Genomic DNA, 22,474 nt, shown 5'->3' on the forward strand with positions numbered 1-22,474 from the left:
ATGAAGAATACAGATATAAAGAAACTATCTATTGACGAGCTCAAAGAAAATATAAAAGGTGAAGCGCAGAAGCTTCAGAAGCTCCAGTTTGCTCACGCAATCTCTCCAATAGAAAACCCAATGCAAATTAGGGATACTCGTAAGAATATTGCTCGTTTGGAGACAGAGTTAAGGCAAAAGGAACTAGCTAAATAATTGCTAAGATGGAAAGAAACCTTAGAAAAGAAAGAATAGGGCTTGTTGTAAGTAACAAAATGGAAAAGTCTATCACTGTTTCTATCGAAAGAAAAGTGAAGCACCCTATTTATGGAAAGTTTGTTAAGAAATCGACTAAGTTCACTGCTCACGATGAAGCCAATGATTGCAATATCGGTGATACTGTAAAAATTGCAGAAACTCGTCCGTTGAGTAAGAACAAGAGATGGAGATTAGTAGAAATTCTTGAAAGAGCTAAATAACCATGATACAACAAGAATCAAGATTAAGTGTAGCGGATAATAGTGGTGCCAAAGAGGTGCTTTGTATTCGTGTATTAGGAGGTACTAAGAAAAGGTATGCCTCAATTGGTGATAAAATCATTGTAACTGTTAAGTCGGCTCTTTCATCAAGTAACCTTAAAAAAGGTACTGTTTCCAGAGCGGTTATCGTTAGAACTAAGAAAGAAGTAAGACGTAAAGATGGTTCTTACATTCGTTTCGAAGATAATGCTGCGGTATTGCTTAACCCTAATGATGAGCCAAGAGGAACTCGTATTTTTGGACCAGTTGCTAGAGAGTTAAGAGAGAAGCAGTTCATGAAAATAGTTTCCTTAGCACCTGAAGTATTATAATTATGGAAAGGAAAAAGAACAAACAACAAAAGCTTCATATCCGTAGAGGTGACACTGTAAAAGTAATTGCAGGTAACTCTAAAGGTAAGAGTGGTAAAGTTTTGGAAGTTATTGCTGAAAAGCAAAGAGCCGTAGTTGAAGGTGTTAACGTTATTACAAAACACAGAAAACCATCGGCTGCTAACCCTGAAGGTGGAGTAGATAAAGTTGAGGCTCCTGTACACATCAGTAATTTGATGTTGGTAGATCCTGCAACTGGTGAAACTACTAGAACTGGAAGAAAAGCAGACGATAAAGGTAAGTTACAAAGATATTCTAAGAAAACAGGGGAGGTAATTAAAAATGGCTAAACCAAGAATAAAGGAATTATATCTGGCAGAGATTGTTCCTTCTTTGAAGGAGAAGTTTCAGTATAAGTCTATCATGGAAGTACCTAAATTACAGAAAATTGTAATTAACAAAGGTATTGGAGCTGCTACAGCTGACAAAAAGTTAGTTGATGTAGGAGTTGAAGAACTTACTACTATCTCAGGTCAGAAAGCTGTTGCAACTTATGCTAAGAATTCTATCTCGAACTTTAAGTTACGTGAGGGAATGCCTATCGGTGCTAAAGTTACTTTAAGAGGTAATAAAATGTACGAATTTTTAGATAGGTTATTATCTGTATCACTTCCTCGAGTAAGAGATTTTAGAGGTGTTAAAGATAAAGGCTTTGACGGAAGAGGTAACTATACCTTAGGTATAAAAGAGCAAATTATTTTTCCTGAAATAAGCATCGATAAGGTGGCAAATATTACAGGAATGGACATAACATTTGTAACTACTGCAAACTCGGATGAAGAAAGCTTCGAATTAATGAAAGCATTCGGAATGCCATTTGCAAGTAAAAACAATAACTAATATGGCTAGAAAAGCAGTAATTGCCAGAGAGAAAAAAAGAGAAAAGTTAGTAGCAAAGTACGCTGCCAAAAGAGCTGAATTAAAGGCTAATGGTGACTACGAAGCACTAGACAAATTACCAAAGAATGCTTCTCCAGTTCGTCTGCACAACAGATGTAAATTAACTGGAAGACCTAAAGGTTACATGAGAAAGTTCGGTATCTCTAGGGTAACATTTAGAGAGATGGCGTCAGCAGGTAAGATACCTGGAGTAACCAAAGCTAGTTGGTGATTTTATTTAATAAATATTTTAATTAATAACTTATTTTCATATCTTTGCAGGCCTGTTTCGGCAGAGGTTTGAAGATTATAATAATATTAAGAAATGGTAACTGATCCAATAGCTGATTATTTGACAAGGGTTCGTAACGCTATTAAGGCGAATCATAGAATCGTTGAGGTGCCAGCATCTAACTTAAAGAAGAACTTAACAAAGGTGCTTCATGAAAAAGGTTATATCCTTAATTATAAGTTTGAAGATGCTACTGCTCAGGGTACTATAAAAATAGCTTTGAAGTATGATCCTGTGAGCAAAACACCTGCTATCACTAAATTAGAAAGGATTTCAAAGCCTGGTTTAAGAAAATATTGTGGTGCAGAAGAATTACCTAGAGTACTAAACGGTTTAGGTATTGCTGTACTTTCTACTTCTAAAGGTGTAATCACTGATAAAGAAGCTAGAAATTTGAATGTGGGTGGTGAAATATTGTGCTACGTTTATTAAAAAATAGAAATGTCACGAATAGGTAAAAGTCCAATTAATCTACCAGATGGTGTGTCTATTGACATCGCCAAGGATAATGTGATTACAGTTAAAGGTTCTAAAGGAACACTAACTGAATCTGTTGATCCATCAATAAAAGTGAAGGTAGAGGATGGTCAAATTATATTAGAGAGACCAACTGAATCAAAAAGACATAAGTCAATGCATGGTTTATATCGTGCACTTTTGGCTAATGCTGTTGAAGGTGTAAACCAAGGTTTCACTAAGAAATTAGAATTGGTTGGTGTTGGTTATAAAGCGGTTGCACAAGGAAATGTTTTAGAACTCAATATAGGTTATTCACATAGTATTTTTATGGGGTTACCTGATGAGGTTAAAGCATCGGCTGAGACAGTTAAGGGTCAAAACCCAGTGATTACTTTGGAAAGCATTGATAAGCAACTTATTGGACAGGTTGCTGCTAAGATAAAATCACTTAGAAAAGTAGAACCTTACAAAGGTAAAGGTGTACGTTTCGTTGGAGAGCAAATTAGACGTAAAGCGGGTAAAACTGCAGCTAAATAATATTAACAATGGCTATTAATAAAACAGCTAGAAGATTAAGAATCAAAAAGGGAATTAGAAGAAAAGTATCTGGTACGGCTTCTATACCTAGATTGAGTGTTTTCAAAAGTAATAGAGCTATCTATGCTCAAATAGTAGATGACTTAAAAGGACATACTTTGGCTGCAACTAACTCTATGGAGTTAGGCGCGAAAAGTAATGCTGATCTTGAGACTGCTGCTAAAGTGGGTGAAACATTGGCTAATAAAGCTAAAGAAGCAGGTATTGAACAAATCGTTTTTGATAGAGGCGGATACAGATACCACGGAAAAGTAAAGGCTTTGGCTGATGGTGCAAGAAAAGGTGGCTTAAAATTCTAATTATATGACTCAGAGTAATATAAAATCTGTAAGAGCAAGCGAAATCGATCTAAAAGAGAAGGTTGTTGCTATTAAAAGAGTTGCCAAGGTTGTTAAAGGTGGTAGAAGATTTAGTTTTTCTGCTATCGTAGTAGTTGGTGATGGAAATGGCGTTGTTGGTTATGGTTTAGGGAAAGCCAATGAGGTAACTGATGCAATAACTAAGGGAATTGACGATGCTAAGAAGAATTTGGTTAAGGTTCCTATTTTAAAAGGAACTGTACCTCATGAGTCATTAGGTAAATATAGCGGTGGTTTTGTTTTAGTTAAACCTGCTGCTCCAGGTACTGGTGTAATAGCTGGTGGTGCTATGCGTGCTGTACTGGAAAGTGCTGGTGTACATAATGTACTGGCAAAATCTAAAGGATCATCAAATCCACATAACGTGGTTAAGGCAACTTTCGATGCTTTAACAAAAATGAGAGATCCTTTTACAGTAGCAAAGAATAGAGGTGTTTCATTAGCTAGTGTTTTTAACGGATAATAACCATGGCGAAGACAATAAAAGTAACACAAATAAGAAGTGTAATTGGTAGACCGGAAGTTCAAAAAAGAACTATTCAGGCATTAGGCTTGGGTAAAATTAATAAAACGGTTGAGAAGACACTTACTCCTCAAATTGAGGGTATGATAAATAAAGTGAATCACTTAGTTACAGTAACTGAAGGATAAGATGAAATTACATACATTAAAACCGGCTGAAGGATCAACGAAAACTCGTAAGAGAATTGGTAGAGGTCAGGGTTCTGGCGCTGCTGGTACTGCAACTCGTGGACATAAAGGTGCTAAATCGAGAAGTGGTTATTCTCAGAAAATAGGTTTCGAGGGTGGTCAAATGCCACTACAAAGAAGAGTGCCTAAGTTTGGTTTCAATAACATCAACCGCGTAGCATATAAGGCAATCAATTTGAGTGATTTGCAGATGTTACACGAGAAGTTGAATGTTGATACTATTGACGTTGAACTATTGAAAACTAACGGTCTTGTAGGAAAGAAAGACCTTGTAAAAATTTTAGGTAATGGTGAGCTTAAAGCTAAGCTAAATGTAACTGCAAATGCATTCTCTAAGTCGGCATCAGCAGCTATAGAGAAGGCTGGAGGTTCTACATCAACTTTATAATATGAATCGTTTTTTTTCTACCATAAGGAATATTTTCTCTATAGAGGAACTTAGAGATAGAATTTTTAATACCATTGGGTTTTTAATAATTTTTAGACTAGGGTCCTTTGTAGTATTACCTGGTGTTGATCCAAGTAAGTTGTCTGGAGATGCGCAGGGTATTTTTGGTTTATTAGATACCATCTTAGGTGGTGCTTTTTCTAATGCTTCTATATTTGCATTAGGCATCATGCCTTATATTTCTGCGAGCATTGTTATACAGTTATTAACTGTTGCGGTGCCTTATTTTCAGAAAATGCAGAAGGAGGGTGAGTCTGGTAGAAAAAAGATTACCCAAATTACAAGGGTTTTAACTATAGCAATTACTATCGTTCAAGGTTCAGCTTACGTTAAGGGTACAATCCCTGCTGAGGCTATCATGATGGGTAATTTCTTCTTCACTATAACTTCAGTAATCATCTTAACATCAGGTACTATTTTCTGTATGTGGTTAGGTGAGAAAATTACTGATAAAGGTATAGGTAATGGTATTTCGTTACTTATTATGATAGGTATAATTTCAAGATTTCCAGGATCTATAGTTGCAGAAGCTTTATCTCTAGGAATGAGTGGATTGTTATTTTTCATTCTTGAAATTGTTGCTCTTTTCTTCGTTGTAATGGTAACTGTTATGTTGGTACAGGCAACTCGAAGAATACCAGTTCAGTATGCTAAGCAAGTAGTTGGAGGAAGAGTATACGGAGGACAACGTCAGTATATTCCATTGAAAGTTAATGCTTCTGGTGTAATGCCAATAATCTTTGCTCAGTCATTAATGTTCTTACCATCATTATTGGCTAATTTATGGGCAGATGATAGTGATACTGCAGCTTATATAGGTAGTGTATTTTCTGACTTTCAGAGCTGGCAATACAGTTTAACATTTGCGATTTTAATAATAATCTTTACCTTTTTATATACAGCAATAACTATTAATCCTAGTCAAATAGCTGATGATATGAAAAGGAACGGTGGCTTCATACCTGGTGTTAAACCTGGGAAGCAAACATCCGAGTTTATTGATAATGTGTTAACTAAAATAACTTTACCAGGCGCTATTTTCTTGGCTATTATAGCAATATTACCTGCTTTTGTAGCTAGAGCTGGTGTAGGTACTCAGTTCTCTCAATTTTTTGGAGGAACATCACTAATCATTATGGTTGGTGTTATCTTGGATACCTTGCAGCAAATTGAAAGTTACCTTCTTATGAGACATTATGAAGGTATGATGAAGTCTGGAAAAGTGAAGGGTAGTTCATCACAGACAACTGCGGTTGCTTAATTTAAAATTATGGCAAAACAAAGTTCAATAGAGCAAGACGGAACAATTACTGAAGCATTGTCTAATGCAATGTTTAGAGTAGAGTTAGGTAATGGTCATGAGGTGATTGCACATATCTCTGGTAAAATGCGAATGAATTATATCAAAATTTTACCAGGCGATAAGGTTAAGTTAGAAATGTCTCCTTATGATTTAACAAAAGGAAGAATTGTTTATCGATATAAATAAATCGAATTATGAAAGTTAAAGCTTCAATAAAAAAGAGAAGTGAAGATTGCAAGATTATCCGTAGAAAGGGTAAGCTTTACGTGATCAACAAGAAAAATCCACGTTTCAAACAAAGACAAGGGTAATTATGGCAAGAGTTTCTGGTGTAGATATTCCTGATAATAAAAGAGGAGCAATATCATTAACATATATTTTTGGTATTGGAAGAAGTTCAGCTCTTAAGATTTTAGAGCAAGCAGGTATTGATGCTGACAAAAAAGTAGCAGAGTGGTCTGAAGATGAGGCAAATGCCGTACGTAACGTCATTAGTGAAAATTATAAAACTGAAGGTGTTCTTAAATCTGAGGTACAAATGAGTATCAAAAGATTGTTGGACATTGGTTGTTATAGAGGCCTTCGTCACAGAAAGGGTCTTCCTGTACGTGGACAGAAAACCAAAAATAACGCTCGTACCAGAAAGGGTAAGAGAAAGACTATGGCTAATAAGAAGAAAGCTACTAAGTAATTTATAGATCATGGCTCAGAAAAGAAAAGATAAAGCAAAAAAGAGAGTAGTTAATGTAGAGGCTATTGGTCAGGCGCATATCAAAGCTTCTTTCAACAACATTATCATCTCTATGACTAATTCTACCGGACAGGTAGTTTCATGGGCATCTGCTGGTAAAATGGGATTCAAGGGTTCTAAAAAGAACACTCCATATGCTGGACAGGTGGCAGCTCAAAACGCTGCTCAAGCTGCTTATGACTTAGGTCTTAGAAAAGTTGAAGTATTTGTTAAAGGTCCTGGAGCGGGAAGAGATTCTGCTATCAGAAGCATTCAAAATACTGGTATAGAAGTAACGATGATCAAGGATGTTACTCCATTACCTCACAATGGTTGTCGTCCTCCAAAAAGACGAAGAGTATAATTTTATATAGCTAAGAATATTTAATAATGGCAAGATATAAAGGTCCAAAGTCTAAAATAGCCAGAAGGTTTAATGAGCCTATTTTTGGTGCTAGCAAAGCATTGTCTAAAAAAGCTTATCCTCCTGGTCAACACGGAAGAGGCAGAAGAAGAAAGCAATCTGAATATGCCATTCAGTTGATGGAGAAGCAAAAGGCGAAATACACTTATGGTGTTTTAGAAAAGCAATTTGCTAATTTATTCGATAAAGCTTCACGTAAAAAAGGTATTACTGGTGAGGTACTACTTCAATTGTTGGAGTCTAGATTGGATAACGTAGTATTCAGATTAGGTATCGCTCCAACAAGAAGAGCGGCTCGTCAATTAGTATCACATAAGCATATTCTTGTTAATGGTGAGATCGTAAATATACCATCTTATCAATTAAAAGAAGGTGATATGATTGGTGTTAGAGAGAAGTCAAAATCACTTGAAGCTGTTTCTAATAGCTTATCATCCAACACAGTTAGTAAGTATGGTTGGTTGGAATTTGACAAATCCGACATGACAGGTAAATACATTAATGTTCCTCAAAGAGAAGATATTCCTGAAAACATTAATGAGCAGCTTATTGTCGAGTTGTATTCAAAATAATTAGTCAATTTTATAGAAACTTTATAATATGTCTATTTTAGCATTCCAAATGCCTGAAAAGGTTGCAATGGAGAAGGCAGATGATTTTCATGGTCTTTTCACATTCAAACCATTAGAAAAAGGTTATGCAGTTACTGTAGGTAACGCATTAAGGAGAATTTTGCTTTCTTCACTAGAAGGCTATGCAATTACAGGTATTAAAATACCTAGCGTTTTGCATGAATTCTCTTCTATCGAAGGTGTGGTGGAAGATGTATCAGAGATTATTCTTAACCTGAAAATGGTAAGGTTTAAAAAAATCTCTGATAGTGCTGACAACAAATTGACAATATCTTTAAAGAATCAAAAAGAATTCAAAGCAGGTGATATTAACAAATTCACTACTGCTTATGAGATTTTGAATCCTGATTTATTGATATGTCATATGGATGAATCAGTGAATTTCGAAATCGAATTAACGATTGAAAAAGGTAGAGGATACGTTTCATCTGAAGAGAACAATAATGGCGAACAAGCTGCTGGCTATATTGCTATTGATTCAATCTTTACGCCTATCAAGAATGTGAAGTACAGTGTTGAAAATACACGTGTTGAGCAAAAAACTGACTATGAGCAGTTAGTTCTTGATATTGAGACTGATGGAAGTATTCATCCTGAGGCAGCGCTTAAAGGAGCAGCCAATATTCTTATCAAACATTTTATGTTATTCTCTGATCAGAACATGGTACTTGATGCCGGTGGTACTGATGAGCCAGAAGCGGTTGATGAAGAAATGCTTCATATGCGTAAAATGTTAAAAACTTCATTGAATGATCTTGATCTTTCTGTAAGAGCTTACAACTGCTTAAAAGCTGCTGATGTTAAATCATTAGGAGACTTAGTGAGCTTAGAAATTTCGGATATGATGAAGTTTAGAAACTTCGGTAAGAAGTCTTTAGCTGAATTAGAGCAATTAGTAGCTGATAAAGGTTTGACCTTTGGAATGGACTTGTCCAAGTACAAACTTGATGAAGAATAAGTAAAATGAGACACGGAAAGAAATTTAACCACTTAGGAAGAACTGCTCCGCATCGTAAAGCAATGCTTGCAAACATGGCAAGTTCTCTTATCGATTCTAAGAGAATTACTACTACTGTAGCAAAAGCGAAAGCTTTAAGAAGCTATATAGAGCCTTTGATTACTAAGTCAAAAGAAGATACAACTCATAATAGAAGAACTGTTTTTTCTTATTTACAAAGTAAGGAAGCTGTTAAAGAGTTGTTTGATGAAGTTGGTGCAAAAGTAGCTAACAGACCTGGTGGATATACAAGAATTATCAAATTAGGTTCAAGACTTGGTGATGATGCAGAAATGGCATTAATCGAGTTAGTTGATTACAACGAGTTACTTCTTGGTGATTCAGGTGAGTCTAAGAAAAAGACTACTAGAAGAAGTAGAAGAGGTGGTGGTTCTAAAGCTAAAGCTGAGTCAACTGAGACTAAAGCGGAAGCTAAAGAAGAGTCAACAGAAAAGAAAGAAACTAAGAAGAAGGCAGCACCTAAGAAAGACGAAGCTAAGGCAGAAGCTAAAGAGGCTCCTAAGAATGAAGAGAAGAAAGCTGAACCTAAAAAGGATGATTCAGCTAAGGATAAAGATACTGATGCTTAAAGGTATTGTTATCGCATAATTATTAAAAAGGGATTGAATTTACATTCAATCCCTTTTTTATTTTTATTTAAAATATAAATACTAGATTTTTGCATGGCAGAGACTTCTGTTATGCAGTTCTTAAGATAAATATTAGATGAAGTATACCGACAGACCAGACGCAGTATTGCTTTTAGAAGATGGCACTTTCTTTAAAGGCAAATCAATTGGCTTTAAAGGCACAAAGGGTGGCGAGATATGTTTTAATACGGGTATGACGGGTTATCAGGAAATTTATACTGATCCCTCTTACTATGCGCAAATTATGGTTAACACCAATGCACATATTGGTAATTATGGTACAGTTTCTACAGAAGTCGAGTCTGACTCACCTAAAATATTTGGACTAGTTACCAATAACTTTAGTGAAAGCTTTAGTAGACATACGGGAGAGGAAAGCCTCCATGATTATTTGAATAAACATGAGGTACCTGGAATTACCGATGTTGATACCAGAGCTATTGTAAGGCATATAAGAAGTAAGGGGGCTATGAATGCCATTATCTCTTCCGAGATTTTGGATGCTGATGAGTTGAAGAAAGAGCTGGACAAGGTCCCTTCTATGGAAGGACTGGAGTTGTCTTCGCAAGTATCGGTAAAGGAAGCGTATGAAGTTGGACCAGCAGATGGTATCAAGTTGGCAGTAATGGATTACGGTATAAAGTCCAGCATACTTCAGCAGTTAGTTCAAAGAGGCTTTTATTGTAAGGTGTTTCCAGCCAAAACTACTTTCGATATTACGGAAGAATGGAAACCTACAGCATATTTTTTATCAAACGGTCCTGGTGATCCTGCTGTTATGAAATATGCGATAGACCATGCTAAAAATATTATTGATGCTGACAAGCCACTTTTTGGAATTTGCCTCGGACATCAGTTAATAGCTCAGGCTTGTGGCATTGGTACTTTCAAAATGTATAATGGGCACAGAGGTTTAAACCAGCCCGTTAAAAATATTTTATCAGGGAAGAGTGAAATTACCTCTCAAAATCATGGTTTTAGTGTAATAAGCGAAGAAGTAAGAAACTCTGATTTAGTAGAAGTTACGCATATCAACCTGAATGATGATACAATTGAAGGTTTGAAAATCAAAAATAAAAAAGCCTTCTGCGTACAGTATCACCCAGAATCTTCACCGGGTCCGCATGATTCCCGTTATTTATTTGACCAATTTATTTCATTAATCAACTAATAGAATTATGAGCGTTATAGAAAGAATTCACGCAAGACAAATCTTAGATTCAAGAGGAAATCCTACCGTTGAGGTAGAAGTATTTACAGTAGATGGCGGATTCGGAAGGGCAGCAGTCCCTTCAGGTGCTAGTACAGGAGTACATGAAGCCGTTGAATTGCGTGATAAAGATAAATCGATTTACATGGGAAAGGGTGTACTTAAAGCTGTACACAATGTAAATACCACTATTGCAGAAGAGTTAGTTGGTTTTTCTGTTTTTGAGCAGAATTTGATTGATAAACTCATGATTGAGCTTGATGGTACAGATAACAAATCTAAGCTAGGAGCCAATGCTATTTTGGGTGTATCATTAGCTGTGGCAAAGGCTGCTGCTCAATTGAGTAATCAACCACTATATCGTTACGTGGGCGGGGTAAATGCTAATACATTACCTGTTCCAATGATGAACATCTTAAATGGTGGTAGTCATGCTGATAATAAAATTGACTTTCAGGAATTTATGGTAATGCCTGTTAATGCTGGTTCATTCTCTGAAGCATTACAAATGGGTACTTCCGTTTTCCATCATTTGAAAGCAGTGTTAAGCAAAAAAGGTCTTTCAACGAATGTTGGCGATGAAGGTGGTTTTGCGCCTAATATCGAATCAAATGATCAGGCTATAGAAGTGGTATTAACTGCTATTGAGAAGGCTGGATTTAAACCAGGAGAAGATATTTACATTGCTATGGATGCAGCAGCATCTGAGTTCTATGATGAAAACAAAAAGAAGTATGTTTTCGGTAGCACTGGTGAGGAATTGTCATCTGACGAAATGGTAGCTTATTGGAAGGACTGGTGTTCTAAATATCCAATACTTTCTATTGAAGATGGTATGCACGAAGACGACTGGACTGGTTGGGAAAAACTGACAAGAGAACTAGGTAGAGATGTTCAGCTAGTAGGTGATGACTTATTCGTTACTAACACAAAGCGTTTACAAAAAGGAATTGATGAAAAGATCGCCAATTCAATTCTCATTAAAGTAAACCAAATAGGAACGCTTACTGAGACGATCAATGCAATTAAGATGGCTGATAAAGCTTCATATAAGAGCGTAATGTCTCACCGTTCAGGTGAAACAGAAGATACCACAATAGCTGATTTAGCAGTTGCTTTGAATACTGGTCAAATTAAAACAGGTTCGGCATCTCGTTCAGACAGAATGGCTAAATACAATCAGCTATTAAGAATAGAAGAAGAACTTGGTGAAATGGCTTATTTCCCTGGCATCAATTTTTAAGTGATAATTTATATTAAAGAAGCTGCATTCCTATTAGTAGGTTTGCAGCTTTTTAGTTTCTACAATACTATTAGTGAAATTTTATTGTTATTTTAGTTGAAGTAAGCAATGAGCAAAATCCCGAAAATATTTAAGAATTTTTATTTCGTAGCTGGATCGGTATTTCTGATATGGATGCTATTCCTGGATAATAACGATATCATTTCTCAGCTCAAGCTATCTTCTAAATACAATGATCTTCAAGATCAAAAAGAATATTATCAGGAAAAAATAAAAGAGGTTGAAGTGGACAGGGCAGGTTTATTGTCGGATGAGGAATTGCTAGAGAAGTTTGCCAGAGAGCGCTACCTGATGAAGAAAAAAGAGGAAGACCTATTCATAATTGTTGAGGAAGAGGAATAAGGATGAAAGTAAGGATATTACTCATTTGTTTAACAGCATTAATGTTTGGAAGCTTTACTTCCCATGCCCAAAGATACGTTGATGAAAATAGTACTTTTGTTGAGAGGCTCTATTTTGGCGGCAATTTTGGAGCAGCATTCAGCAGTAATTTCACAAATATAGAAGTATCGCCCATTGTTGGTTATATGATCACCAATGAGCTTTCAGCAGGTGTTGGAGTTATCTACCAATATTTTAAAGTTGATCGTAGAGCGGCAAATGGAACTCCTTATTCATTAGAGACTAACATTTATGGAGGCAAACTATTTGGCAGGTATAATTTCACGCAACAACTTTTTGCCTATTCCGAATTTGAAGCGCTAAGTCTGGAAGTTTTTCAGGTTTCTACAGAATCAATAGTAAGAGATGTTGTACCATCTTTTTTTATTGGAGGCGGTTATTTTATTCCTTTAGGGAATAGAGCCGGAATGACAGCTATAGGATTATACAACATATTATATGATCCTTATACCTCACCATATAACAGTCCATTTGTATTAAGGGTAGGTTTTACTTTTTAAGGTACTCTTTGAACGCTATATTTAGTTCCTCACCAACTGCCGTTAAGTCTTCAATTACTGCATCAAGTAGCGGGATGCCATTAGTCATCCTTTCTGAAGTCATTTCCCTTTCAGGATCACCAGGAATTAATACTTTATCACTTTCATGGGTAGTTTTTGAATTCCTGAAAGTTTCAATCCAATTATCCATATGATTTTTGAAATCATCAGCAGGGCGGAAAGCATCAACACGCATAGCACCAAGGAAATGGCCTAAACCTTCTCCAACAGGATCTTCCCTAAGAGGAAGGAAACTAACGAAAGGAGGCGCCCATGGACCATAATTAGCTCCAGAAAGCACTGCAGAGAAAATATCTACAATAGAACCTAAAATATAACCTTTGTGACTTGCATGCTCTCTATCGCCACCCAAAGGCAACATACTTCCACCTTCTTTAAGGGCATCCACATTTTGGGTTGGTTTGCCATCCGCATCTTGCACCCAACCGAAAGGAGCATTTTGCCCTTTTCTTTTTAATACTTCAAGCTTCCCGTTGGCAGCCGTTGTTGTTGCGAAATCAGCTACGAAGGGCGGTTGTTCTTTTGTAGGAATAGCAATTGAGATAGGGTTGGTGCCTAATAACCTATCCTTTGAGAAGGTAGGAGAAACCAAAGGACTCGCATTGGTCATGGACCAGCCTATCATATCTTTTTCTAAGGCTAACATGCTATGGTAGCCGGCAATACCATAATGATTTGAATTTTTTACTGAAACCCATCCTGTACCAACTTTCTCAGCTTTTTCCATAGCTACTTGCATAGCAAAAGGGGCTACTACTAAACCCAGACCGGCATCACCGTCAATTACGGCTGTACTGGGAGTTTCATGTACAATCTTAATATTTGGCTTTGGATTAACCCTTTCACTTTGCCATAACCTGATATAGCCCTTAAGCCTGGCTACACCATGAGAGTCCACTCCCCTTAAATCCGCGCTGAGCAATACTTCGCTGGCTGTTTGAGCATGCTCATTAGAGCAGCCCATATTTAAAAAAACTTGTTTCGTAAAAGATTGAAGGTTTGAGTAAGAAATATTATGCATAATAACTGATTAAACCTGCTCCATTATTTCGCTTAATAAGCCCTCCTTCAGAGAATACGTGGAAACATGAATGGTATCAAAATCATTAATTTTTAGGATATAATCTATCAGACAGCTGGCTACAACAATCATGTCAACACGCATTTCCAGCATGCCAGGAATTTCAAGACGTTCTGCTCGGTTTTTTTCAATTAGTTCATGATAGATACCATTAAATTCTTCAATAGAAAGACTGAAAGAAGGATCGTCCGGCTTTAATTTATTTTGTTCAGCAAAGGCGATATCCACCAACGTATCGAAAGTGCCTGAAGATCCAATCAGGTGTTTTGGTTGATGTTTCTCTAATTGCTCTTGTAAGCTCTTTAATGAAGTATCTAAAAAATCTTTAAGTCTTACAATATCTTTTGGTTGTATAGGGTCATGCTCATGAAATTTGTCGAGCAGCCTCTGAGCTCCTATTTCAAAACTCTCTAACCAAAAAATATTGTCTTGATCACAAAGGATAAACTCTACGCTGCCTCCTCCAATGTCCATCACCAGTGCAGGTTCTTTACCTATTGTTAGCGCTTGCTTTACTCCATTATAAATATAAGTGGCTTCCTGAGCACCTGAAATAATGGCTATTTCAATACCTGTGGCCTCTTTCACCAGCTCCACAAGCTCTTGTCCATTATCTGCATTTCTAACTGCCGATGTTGCAGTAGCATGAATTGATTCCACGTGGTGTGCTTCTGCGGTAGTTTTAAACAGGCTAAGCGTATTGATGGCTCTTTTCTGTGCATCTTCGGTAATCTTATTATTGCTAATGCCATCCTTACCCAGACGCACGGCCACTTTTTCCTTATGCATTACCTTATTATGGTTTGCCAAATCCACAATCATTAAATGGAATGTGTTAGTGCCAATATCTATGATGGCTATCTTGCTCATAAAATCTACCTTAACAGAAATTTTGCGCAATATACCATATAAAAGGTTATGCGCAATGCTGAGTAAAATACAATTATTGACCCTATAAAAGTTCGTTTTTCGTATTGCCTCAACTATATTTGAAAAAATAATAAATCATTCACTATGTCCAAAAGCGATAAAAGTAAACCTGTATATACAAAACCAACTACTAAAGAGAAATTTGAACTACTCAAACAAAAAAATGAGGAAGCCCTCTTAGGTGGTGGTGAAGCACGTATTAAACAGCAGCATGACAAAGGCAAGCTTACTGCTCGTGAGCGTATTGATTTGTTGATGGATGAAGGCTCTTTTGAGGAGATTGGTAAGTTTGTGATGCATAGAGCAAAGGATTTTGGGCTAGATAAGCAGCATTACCCTGGTGATGGAGTTGTAACAGGTTACGGAACTATTAATGGGAGAGTGGTTTATGTTTTCTCTCAGGATTTCACCGTATTTGGTGGTTCTCTTTCAGAAACGCATGCTGAGAAGATTGTTAAGATTATGGATTTAGCCATGAAAAATGGTGCACCTGTAATTGGCCTAAACGATTCTGGAGGAGCACGAATTCAGGAAGGTGTAGTATCTCTAGGAGGTTATGCAGATATCTTCTATCGTAATGTAAGGGCATCAGGAGTTGTACCTCAGATTTCTGCGATTATGGGGCCATGTGCTGGTGGAGCAGTTTATTCTCCTGCCATCACAGACTTTATCATGATGGTTGAAAATACCAGTTACATGTTTGTAACAGGTCCTAATGTGGTTAAAACTGTTACTCAGGAGGACGTAACTTCAGAAGAATTAGGTGGTGCTAGTACACATAGTACCAAGAGTGGTGTTACACATTTCTCTTGTGCCAATGAGTTGGAAGCCATTAATAATATTAAAACTTTATTAAAATATATCCCTCAAAACTGTGAGGATAATCCACCTTCATTGCCTTATGAACTTAAGGAGGATGAGTCACGAAAAGCGCTTAATGAATTAGTACCTGATAATCCTAACCAGCCTTATGATATGCGTGAGGTAATAGAAGGTACAGTAGATGAGGGAAGCTTCTTTGAAGTACATAAGAACTATGCTGAAAACATCGTAGTAGGTTTTGCGCACTTGGCTGGCAGAAGTATCGGTGTGGTAGGTAACCAACCAGCATCCCTTGCTGGAGTATTAGATAATGAGGCTAGTAAAAAAGGCGCTCGTTTCGTTCGCTTCTGCGATAGCTTTAATATTCCTTTATTGGTATTTGAAGATGTGCCTGGTTTCTTACCAGGGACTGATCAGGAATGGAATGGTATCATATCAAATGGAGCCAAGTTACTTTATGCCTTCAGCGAAGCTACAGTACCAAGAGTTACCGTTATTACCAGAAAAGCTTATGGTGGTGCCTATGATGTGATGAACTCAAAGCATATTGGTGCAGATATGAATTATGCGTGGCCTACTGCAGAGATTGCTGTAATGGGTGCAAAAGGAGCTGCTGAAATAATTTTTAGAAAGGAAATTGCGGCAGCTGATGATAAACAAGCCAAACTAGATGAGAAGGTTGAAGAATACACCGAAAAGTTTGCTAACCCATACAGAGCTGCACACAGAGGTTATGTTGATGAGGTGATTATGCCTGAAAATACGAGGTTGAAACTTATTAGAGCTTTTAAGATGCTTGAAAATAAAGTAGATACATTACCTAAGAAGAAGCATGGTAATATTCCTTTATAAAAACCAGAAGTAAAGAAACATTATAAAGGCTATGGAGTATACTTCATAGCCTTTTTTATTATGCAGGAAACTGAGGAACAAAAATATCTTTTCATTTGTCAATCAAAAAGTTGTTTAAAACGTGGTAGTAGTCATGTGCGCAAGGAGTTAAAACAGCAGTTGAAGGAGAATAAAATGCATAAAAGAGTAAGAGTAGTAAACACCAAATGTATGGATGCTTGTAAATGTGGACCCAATTTAGTCTACGGAAATAAGCTTTATCAGGAAGTGGGCGGAAAAGATATTGACAGCATTATTAGAGCTTGTCAGTAGGTATGAGGTAATACTTCTATATCATTTCCAATACTTAAACTCTTAACTAAAATTCAATGACTGAAAAATTATACACCAAAGACTTTCTTTTACACTGCTTTAGCTACCTCATCATGGCGGTGTCATTCTATTTTTTGCTTCCAACCTTACCAACCTTTGTAACAGATGTTTTAAATGAAGACAAAGGTAAGGTTGGTTATATTATAGGGATTTATGCCCTTTCAGCACTTATTATAAGGCCATTTAGTGGTTATTTATTTGATAAGTACGGACGCAGAAAACTATTTCTGGTATCTATGTGTGCCTATGCCATTGTAATGGCTGCTTATGGTCTGGCTGCCTCATTTATCTTCTTGCTGTTTTTAAGATTGGTAAATGGTGGCTTTTGGGGAATGGTTACTACAGGTGGTGGAACTATAACCTCTGATATTGTGCCTGAAAGCAGAAGGGGAGAAGGTATTGGTATATTTGGTTTGTCGATGACATTGAGCATGGCAGTTGGCCCATTAGTTGGTCTGCAAATATTAGATATTACAGGCAGTTATACTTTTCTTTTTCTCTCATCAGGGGTGCTTTGTGTAATAGCGGTTGGTTTGTCATATTTTGTGAACCATCCCAAAATTAGCAACAGGAAGAATAAGCTGGAGTGGGCAAATGTATTTGAACCAAAAGTGGTGAAAGTATCTATGGTGATGCTACTGCTAGCCTTTCCATTTGCCGGTATTATGTCATTTATAACCTTGTTTGCAAAAGAAATTTCCATAGAAAATACTGGTCTGTTCTTCCTTATTTACGCAATTGGCGTTAGCATCATCCGACCAATGACTGGCAAATGGGTTGATACAAAAGGACCTGGTTTCGTAATGGTTCTGAGTTTTGCGGGTACAATTGCAGGACTTATTTTGTTATCGCAAAGTCAAAGCTTAACACCATTTTTAGTGGCAGCATTTGTATTAGGCTTAGGTAATGGCATAGTAATGCCAACGCTACAAACTATGGTGATCAATATGGTGAAGCCTGCAAAACGTGGTGTGGCTACCAGTACATTTTTCTCGGCTATAGATTTAGGTATAGGAATTGGCTCATTTGTGTTAGGTAATGTGGCAGAAATTTTCTCTTTATCAGAAATGTATTTATACTGCGCAATAGGAATGATTATTCCTGTAATTTTATTTTTTACTATCACTTTGAAAGATTATCAAACTAAAACACAAGTAACCCCAGCAGTAGCCAATGCCTGATTTACATTTTACCCCCGGACCAACAGCTTTATATTTTACCGTTGAAGAGCACATAAAAAATGCCCTTAAGCAGGGCATTACCAGTACCTCACATAGAGGCCAAGTATTTAAGGATATTTACAAGGAGTGCGCTAACAATTTAAAGTTGCTGATGGAAATACCAGATGATTATCATGTGTTGATAACTTCATCGGCTAATGAAGCTTGGGAGCGTATTATTCTGAACTGCGTGGAACATGACAGTTATCACTTGTCTATGGGGGCTTTTTCTTCTCGTTTCTTCAAGATTGCTGATGACTTGCAGCGAAATGCCAGTAGCCTTATTGTTGAGGATGGCACAGTTCCTGAGTTAGGTCAGATAAAGCCATCAACCTCTGATGAATTGATTACAATTTGTCTCAATGAGTCTGGAACGGGTGCTCATATACCTTTAGAAACCATTTATGAATTGCGTGAAAAGTTTCCTGATAAGTTAATCGCTGTAGATGGTGTGTCAGCGGTTCCTGTGTACCCTATTGATTTTTCTAAAATTGATACACTCTACTTTTCTGTCCAAAAGGCTTTCGGTTTACCTGCAGGTTTGGGAATCTGGATTGTAAATAACAGATGTGTTGAAAAAGCAGAACAACTGGCTGCCAAAGGAAAAGTGATTGGTTCTTACCATAAATTACCTGAAATGGTTGAAAAGGCAGCTCAGTTTCAAACGACAGAAACTCCCAACATTTTGGGCATCTATTTGCTGAGCAAGGTTGCTGAAGATATGCTTACCAAAGGCATTACAGCTATCAGAAGAGAGATAGATTATAAGTCTGCTATAATGAATATGGCAATTGACGAGCATCCTAATCTTAGACATTTTGTGAAAGAAGATAAGTGGCGCTCAAAAACGGTTAAGGTAGCTGAGACTGATTTTAGCAGTAAAAAGCTAATCCAGTACCTGGCAGAAAAGAAAATGAATATAGGTACAGGCTATGGTCAATATAAAGATAGTCAGGTTCGTATGGCTAACTTTCCTACTCATTCAAAGGAACAAGTAGAAATGTTAGTTGATACCATAGCTAAATTCAAGCCTTGATTTTATATAGCTAATTCTGATAATTTTGTATTTTGAAGGCTTCATGCAAGAAGCCTTTTTACATTTTATCTGGCAGTACCAAAAGTTCAATTCGGAAAATCTATTAACCGAAGGAGGAGATCCTATAACCATATTTAGTAATGGACAACACAATACTAATGCTGGCCCTGATTTTAAGGAAGCTCGAATAAAAATTGGGGATATAGAATGGGTGGGAGCTGTTGAAATACACCTGAAGGCCTCTGATTGGTTAAAGCACAAGCATCAGCATGATCCTAATTATGAGAATGTAATTTTGCATGTGGTATGGGAAGCTGATGAGCCCATCGAGTATATGGTTGATGGAAATGCAATCCCTACACTTTCAATGAAGAACAAAGTTGACCCGGGCTTGATCAGTCAGTATGAGGGAATTATCAGTTCCCAGTCTGTAATCCCTTGTGCTCATTTCTGGCCTGAAGTTAATTCACTCACAAAATATCAAATGCTTGAGGCAGCAGTAATAGAAAGGCTTTATGAGAAATCAACCAAAGCTACTAAGTTTCAAAAGAGAACCCAGGGTGATTGGGAAGAGACTACTTATTTTATGCTGCTCTCTGCTTTAGGTTTTAAAATTAACAGCCATGCCTTCGAACGATTGGCTACTTTACTTCCTTATGCGCTGCTCAGAAAATATAAAAATAACAGCACAATTGTACAGTGCCTATTATTTGGCATGGCAGGATTTTTAGATGACGAGTTTGAAGATGAAGCTAGAGTCCAATTAAAAAAGGAGTGGTTATTTTATCAGCATAAACACCAGCTTAAGGATAAATTAAGTAAGCATGAATGGAAGTTTTTAAGGTTGCGGCCTGCTAATTTTCCAACTGTTAGGTTGGCTCAACTAGTGCAAATAATTTGTTCTGTTGATAGTCTTTTTACAAGTTTCATTAAAGATTTGGAGATTAAAAGCTTAAAGAAATCACTGAGCATTACTGCTAAAGATTATTGGAATGAGGGAGAAGAAATGAAGCTTGGAACAACATCAATCGAAAATATCATGCTAAATGTAGCTCCTCCGTTATTAGCGCTATATTCCAGAAGTATAGATGAAACTAAATACATGGATTTGGCACTTGACACTTTGGAGCAATTAAAAGGAGAAAATAATGCGATAACCAGAAAGTATGTTGCATTAGGTGAGCAAATAAGAAGTGCATTTGAATCGCAGGGATATGTTCAGCTTCATAATGCCTACTGCACAGAAAGGAAATGCCTTAACTGTAAAATAGGAGTTTCTATAATGAATAGAGGCAAATGATATTCCTCGCTTATCTGATATTAGTTGCACTTCTTGTGCTATTTCAAAAGTACAATGCCAAACGCGAGTTTAAGGTTTTCTACAGCTATTTAGGCTTAAAGATCATAGCAGTTCTAGCTGTAAGCTGGCTATATAAAAGTTACTATCAAGGTACTGGTGATATGTTTGTCTTTTTTGATAATGCCAGCGCTTGGTATAAACAATTTCAAAATGGCTCCATAGGTTTTTTACAATGGATTGGTTTTGAAGCTAGTGAAGCAGCAGCTCACATTCTTCCTCTCGAAGAAAGAAGCAGGTTTTTCACAATCTTTTTGAGTTTACTTATGCCCTTGGCGCAGGGTGATTTTATGTTATTGAGTTTTATAATTACTGCTATTTCGGTAATTCCTACCTGGCTTTTAGTTAAAGAACTTAAACGAACTGGTATTAAATCGTGGCTTATTTATGCTTCTATATTATTTGTGCCTTCAATCCTGTTTTGGACATCGGGCATATTGAAAGAAACATTAATGTTAGGTTTGATGGCATCTATAGGCTGCTCCTATCTTAATTGGAAAACTTCCAAAGGTATTCTCCCTATTATTATTTTATTGGTATCAACCATTCTGCTTTGGAAGCTAAAGTATTATGTTCCTATACTATTGTTACCTCTTTTGGGTCTTGCTGAGTTATTTACGGCTAATTATAAACTATTACAACGGCTTAGTTTTGAGAAGAAAGTGATGTTGTTTTTAGGACTTATGCTAGTGTCTATTGCTGCAGTTTCCTTGCTACATCCTGTTTTTAATAGTGGTTTGTTTTTTGACTTGGTCCGCAAAAGCTATGAGTCAATTTTGAGCAGCAAGGCAGGTAGTAATTTCACATTTATTGATTACTCTGACAATATGCAGTTCGTAATATTTAATGCGCCTTATGCATTTTTTACCGGGCTCTTTAGGCCATTCTTATGGGAAGTAAACACTGTTATTTCTGGGCTAGTAGGTGCAGAACAGTTTATGTTTACAGTGACTACTGCATTCGCAATTTTCAGCATTTTTAAAATTGATTTGCCTGAAAATGAACGATTCTGGATCATTTCAGGCTTCATTTATATTGCTGCTATGGCTACCATTATCAGTTTATCAACTCCAAATTTCGGTTCTTTGGTACGCTATAGAGTTGCTTATATGCCAATAGCTTGGTTACTAAATCTTTACCTTATTAATAAATACTTAAGCGTTAGGAAGTAGCCTCTTTTTTATTTGATGAATCTTGTATAAGCTGTAACTTTGTTCCTTCAAAAAATTACTATGGATAAAAAACCAGTTATAATATTAGGGGCGAAAGGAATAGGGCCATCTGCTGCTGAAGTTTTTAAAAGCAACGGAATGGAAGTGTATTGCTTTTTAGATGATGATAAAGAAATGCACGGAAAGGAAATTGACTTAATTTCTGTGTTGGGTGAAACTACTGATGATGGTTACCTCAAATACATTGGTAAAAAATGCGATGCTTTTATTTCAGAAGAGAATATTACGGCAAGAAAGAAGCTGGTAAAACTCCTAAACGATAGAAGAAAGGTAATGCCGGCCAATGCCATTCATGACAAAGCACATATTTCGGACTTAGCACATATTGGCTATGGTAATTTTATTAATGCAAATGCTTTAGTTAGTGCCAATGCTAAAATCCCTAACCATTGCTTAATTCATAGTGGTGCAATCATTGAATATAATGCTGAATTAGGTGACTATGTTCAGGTGGGTGCAGGAGCCAGAATAAATAGCAATGTAACTGTGGGTGCTGAAACTTTTATTGGTTCGGGTGTTACAATAGTGGCAGGCGTGAAGATTGGTAAGAAAGCTAATATTGGTGCTGGTTCTGTAGTAGTTCAAGATGTTAAAGATGGGGAAACCGTATTTGGAAATCCCGCAAAAAAAGTAGAATTATAGTTAGAGTTAGGAGAGTGAGGTTGGGAGGTAGAAGATAGTAAATCATAAAACAAAATAAATATTTCACCTTATTTACACTAAGGCA

At 36.7% G+C, this 22,474-nt stretch carries 33 protein-coding genes; 31 read left to right on the forward strand and 2 right to left on the reverse strand.

Annotation, left to right across the window (positions count from 1 at the left end; all coding sequences use genetic code 11):
- From rpmC to JKP34_RS05140, 24 genes are all read left to right on the forward strand, one after another.
- Positions 1-195 carry a 50S ribosomal protein L29 gene (rpmC, locus tag JKP34_RS05025; protein WP_201918326.1) on the forward strand — a complete coding sequence of 65 codons (195 nt, stop codon included), beginning with the start codon at positions 1-3 and terminating at the stop codon, positions 193-195.
- A gap of 8 nt (positions 196-203) precedes the next feature.
- Positions 204-458, forward strand: a complete 255-nt coding sequence (gene rpsQ, locus JKP34_RS05030) for a 30S ribosomal protein S17 (RefSeq protein WP_201918328.1) — start codon at positions 204-206, stop codon at positions 456-458.
- Between the two features lie 2 nt (positions 459-460).
- On the forward strand, positions 461-829 hold the full coding sequence (gene rplN, locus JKP34_RS05035; protein WP_201918330.1) for a 50S ribosomal protein L14: 369 nt from the start codon (positions 461-463) through the stop codon (positions 827-829).
- A 2-nt stretch (positions 830-831) separates the two neighbouring features.
- A complete protein-coding gene (rplX, locus tag JKP34_RS05040) occupies positions 832-1,179 on the forward strand; it encodes a 50S ribosomal protein L24 (RefSeq protein ID WP_201918332.1) in 348 nt (115 codons plus the stop codon).
- Positions 1,172-1,729 carry a 50S ribosomal protein L5 gene (rplE, locus tag JKP34_RS05045; protein ID WP_201918334.1) on the forward strand — a complete coding sequence of 186 codons (558 nt, stop codon included), beginning with the start codon at positions 1,172-1,174 and terminating at the stop codon, positions 1,727-1,729. Before rplX ends, rplE begins: the two co-directional genes overlap by 8 nt.
- 1 nt (position 1,730) lies before the next feature.
- Entirely contained in the window at positions 1,731-2,000 is a 270-nt protein-coding gene (gene rpsN, locus JKP34_RS05050; RefSeq protein WP_201918336.1) for a 30S ribosomal protein S14, read from the forward strand.
- 93 nt (positions 2,001-2,093) lie between these two features.
- Positions 2,094-2,492 (forward strand): 30S ribosomal protein S8, encoded by a 399-nt coding sequence (gene rpsH, locus JKP34_RS05055; protein ID WP_201918338.1) that lies wholly within the window; start codon positions 2,094-2,096, stop codon positions 2,490-2,492.
- Positions 2,493-2,501: 9 nt separating this feature from the next.
- Positions 2,502-3,056, forward strand: a complete 555-nt coding sequence (rplF, locus tag JKP34_RS05060; protein ID WP_201918340.1) for a 50S ribosomal protein L6 — start codon at positions 2,502-2,504, stop codon at positions 3,054-3,056.
- A gap of 8 nt (positions 3,057-3,064) precedes the next feature.
- On the forward strand, positions 3,065-3,415 hold the full coding sequence (gene rplR, locus JKP34_RS05065) for a 50S ribosomal protein L18 (RefSeq protein ID WP_236664893.1): 351 nt from the start codon (positions 3,065-3,067) through the stop codon (positions 3,413-3,415).
- Positions 3,416-3,419: 4 nt separating this feature from the next.
- Complete coding sequence (gene rpsE, locus JKP34_RS05070) at positions 3,420-3,938, forward strand: 30S ribosomal protein S5 (protein ID WP_201918341.1); 519 nt, start codon at positions 3,420-3,422, stop codon at positions 3,936-3,938.
- Between the two features lie 5 nt (positions 3,939-3,943).
- The gene (gene rpmD, locus JKP34_RS05075) at positions 3,944-4,126 is read left to right on the forward strand and encodes a 50S ribosomal protein L30 (protein ID WP_201918343.1); all 183 of its coding nucleotides are present in this window, start codon (positions 3,944-3,946) and stop codon (positions 4,124-4,126) included.
- 1 nt (position 4,127) lies between these two features.
- A complete protein-coding gene (gene rplO / locus JKP34_RS05080; protein ID WP_201918345.1) occupies positions 4,128-4,574 on the forward strand; it encodes a 50S ribosomal protein L15 in 447 nt (148 codons plus the stop codon).
- 1 nt (position 4,575) lies between these two features.
- Complete coding sequence (gene secY, locus JKP34_RS05085; protein WP_201918347.1) at positions 4,576-5,895, forward strand: preprotein translocase subunit SecY; 1,320 nt, start codon at positions 4,576-4,578, stop codon at positions 5,893-5,895.
- Between the two features lie 9 nt (positions 5,896-5,904).
- Positions 5,905-6,123: a translation initiation factor IF-1 gene (gene infA, locus JKP34_RS05090; protein WP_201918349.1), complete on the forward strand. Its 219-nt coding sequence runs from the start codon at positions 5,905-5,907 to the stop codon at positions 6,121-6,123.
- Between the two features lie 8 nt (positions 6,124-6,131).
- Positions 6,132-6,248, forward strand: coding sequence for a type B 50S ribosomal protein L36 (gene ykgO, locus JKP34_RS05095; protein WP_201918351.1), 117 nt, complete (start codon positions 6,132-6,134; stop codon positions 6,246-6,248).
- Positions 6,249-6,250: 2 nt separating this feature from the next.
- Positions 6,251-6,628 (forward strand): 30S ribosomal protein S13, encoded by a 378-nt coding sequence (gene rpsM, locus JKP34_RS05100; RefSeq protein ID WP_201918353.1) that lies wholly within the window; start codon positions 6,251-6,253, stop codon positions 6,626-6,628.
- Between the two features lie 10 nt (positions 6,629-6,638).
- Positions 6,639-7,031: a 30S ribosomal protein S11 gene (rpsK, locus tag JKP34_RS05105; protein ID WP_201918355.1), complete on the forward strand. Its 393-nt coding sequence runs from the start codon at positions 6,639-6,641 to the stop codon at positions 7,029-7,031.
- Positions 7,032-7,057: 26 nt separating this feature from the next.
- The gene (gene rpsD, locus JKP34_RS05110; protein WP_201918358.1) at positions 7,058-7,663 is read left to right on the forward strand and encodes a 30S ribosomal protein S4; all 606 of its coding nucleotides are present in this window, start codon (positions 7,058-7,060) and stop codon (positions 7,661-7,663) included.
- Between the two features lie 28 nt (positions 7,664-7,691).
- Positions 7,692-8,681: a DNA-directed RNA polymerase subunit alpha gene (locus tag JKP34_RS05115; RefSeq protein ID WP_201918360.1), complete on the forward strand. Its 990-nt coding sequence runs from the start codon at positions 7,692-7,694 to the stop codon at positions 8,679-8,681.
- A gap of 5 nt (positions 8,682-8,686) precedes the next feature.
- On the forward strand, positions 8,687-9,310 hold the full coding sequence (gene rplQ / locus JKP34_RS05120) for a 50S ribosomal protein L17 (protein WP_201918362.1): 624 nt from the start codon (positions 8,687-8,689) through the stop codon (positions 9,308-9,310).
- A 136-nt stretch (positions 9,311-9,446) separates the two neighbouring features.
- The gene (carA, locus tag JKP34_RS05125) at positions 9,447-10,541 is read left to right on the forward strand and encodes a glutamine-hydrolyzing carbamoyl-phosphate synthase small subunit (protein WP_201918365.1); all 1,095 of its coding nucleotides are present in this window, start codon (positions 9,447-9,449) and stop codon (positions 10,539-10,541) included.
- A gap of 7 nt (positions 10,542-10,548) precedes the next feature.
- Positions 10,549-11,823, forward strand: a complete 1,275-nt coding sequence (gene eno, locus JKP34_RS05130; protein ID WP_201918367.1) for a phosphopyruvate hydratase — start codon at positions 10,549-10,551, stop codon at positions 11,821-11,823.
- Between the two features lie 108 nt (positions 11,824-11,931).
- Complete coding sequence (locus JKP34_RS05135) at positions 11,932-12,225, forward strand: FtsB family cell division protein (RefSeq protein WP_201918369.1); 294 nt, start codon at positions 11,932-11,934, stop codon at positions 12,223-12,225.
- Between the two features lie 2 nt (positions 12,226-12,227).
- Complete coding sequence (locus tag JKP34_RS05140; RefSeq protein WP_201918371.1) at positions 12,228-12,785, forward strand: hypothetical protein; 558 nt, start codon at positions 12,228-12,230, stop codon at positions 12,783-12,785.
- On the opposite strand, the gene JKP34_RS05145 is transcribed toward JKP34_RS05140, so the two are convergent.
- Together JKP34_RS05145 and JKP34_RS05150 are read right to left on the reverse strand one after the other, a co-directional pair.
- Positions 12,775-13,866, reverse strand: coding sequence for an Ldh family oxidoreductase (locus JKP34_RS05145; RefSeq protein ID WP_201918373.1), 1,092 nt, complete (start codon positions 13,864-13,866; stop codon positions 12,775-12,777). The two genes, JKP34_RS05140 and JKP34_RS05145, sit on opposite strands and share 11 nt — an antisense overlap.
- Positions 13,867-13,875: 9 nt before the next feature.
- Positions 13,876-14,796 (reverse strand): Ppx/GppA phosphatase family protein, encoded by a 921-nt coding sequence (locus tag JKP34_RS05150; RefSeq protein ID WP_201918375.1) that lies wholly within the window; start codon positions 14,794-14,796, stop codon positions 13,876-13,878.
- A 144-nt stretch (positions 14,797-14,940) separates the two neighbouring features.
- Between JKP34_RS05150 and JKP34_RS05155 the strand changes: the two genes are divergently transcribed.
- Genes JKP34_RS05155 through JKP34_RS05185 form a run of 7 tightly spaced genes read left to right on the forward strand, consistent with a single transcriptional unit; the run spans position 14,941 to position 22,389 of the window.
- Complete coding sequence (locus tag JKP34_RS05155; protein WP_201918377.1) at positions 14,941-16,530, forward strand: acyl-CoA carboxylase subunit beta; 1,590 nt, start codon at positions 14,941-14,943, stop codon at positions 16,528-16,530.
- Positions 16,531-16,590: 60 nt separating this feature from the next.
- On the forward strand, positions 16,591-16,842 hold the full coding sequence (locus tag JKP34_RS05160) for a (2Fe-2S) ferredoxin domain-containing protein (RefSeq protein ID WP_201918379.1): 252 nt from the start codon (positions 16,591-16,593) through the stop codon (positions 16,840-16,842).
- A gap of 56 nt (positions 16,843-16,898) precedes the next feature.
- Positions 16,899-18,083, forward strand: a complete 1,185-nt coding sequence (locus JKP34_RS05165; protein ID WP_201918381.1) for an MFS transporter — start codon at positions 16,899-16,901, stop codon at positions 18,081-18,083.
- Complete coding sequence (locus JKP34_RS05170) at positions 18,076-19,158, forward strand: aminotransferase class V-fold PLP-dependent enzyme (RefSeq protein WP_201918383.1); 1,083 nt, start codon at positions 18,076-18,078, stop codon at positions 19,156-19,158. The genes JKP34_RS05165 and JKP34_RS05170 overlap by 8 nt, the downstream gene beginning before the upstream one ends.
- Positions 19,159-19,201: 43 nt before the next feature.
- Positions 19,202-20,458, forward strand: coding sequence for a DUF2851 family protein (locus tag JKP34_RS05175; protein WP_201918385.1), 1,257 nt, complete (start codon positions 19,202-19,204; stop codon positions 20,456-20,458).
- Complete coding sequence (locus JKP34_RS05180) at positions 20,455-21,687, forward strand: hypothetical protein (protein WP_201918387.1); 1,233 nt, start codon at positions 20,455-20,457, stop codon at positions 21,685-21,687. Before JKP34_RS05175 ends, JKP34_RS05180 begins: the two co-directional genes overlap by 4 nt.
- 60 nt (positions 21,688-21,747) lie before the next feature.
- Positions 21,748-22,389 carry an acetyltransferase gene (locus JKP34_RS05185; RefSeq protein ID WP_201918389.1) on the forward strand — a complete coding sequence of 214 codons (642 nt, stop codon included), beginning with the start codon at positions 21,748-21,750 and terminating at the stop codon, positions 22,387-22,389.
- Positions 22,390-22,474 lie beyond the last annotated feature (85 nt).

The sequence above is a fragment of the Marivirga atlantica genome (assembly GCF_016734805.1).
GTDB classification, from domain to species: Bacteria; Bacteroidota; Bacteroidia; order Cytophagales; family Cyclobacteriaceae; genus Marivirga; species Marivirga atlantica.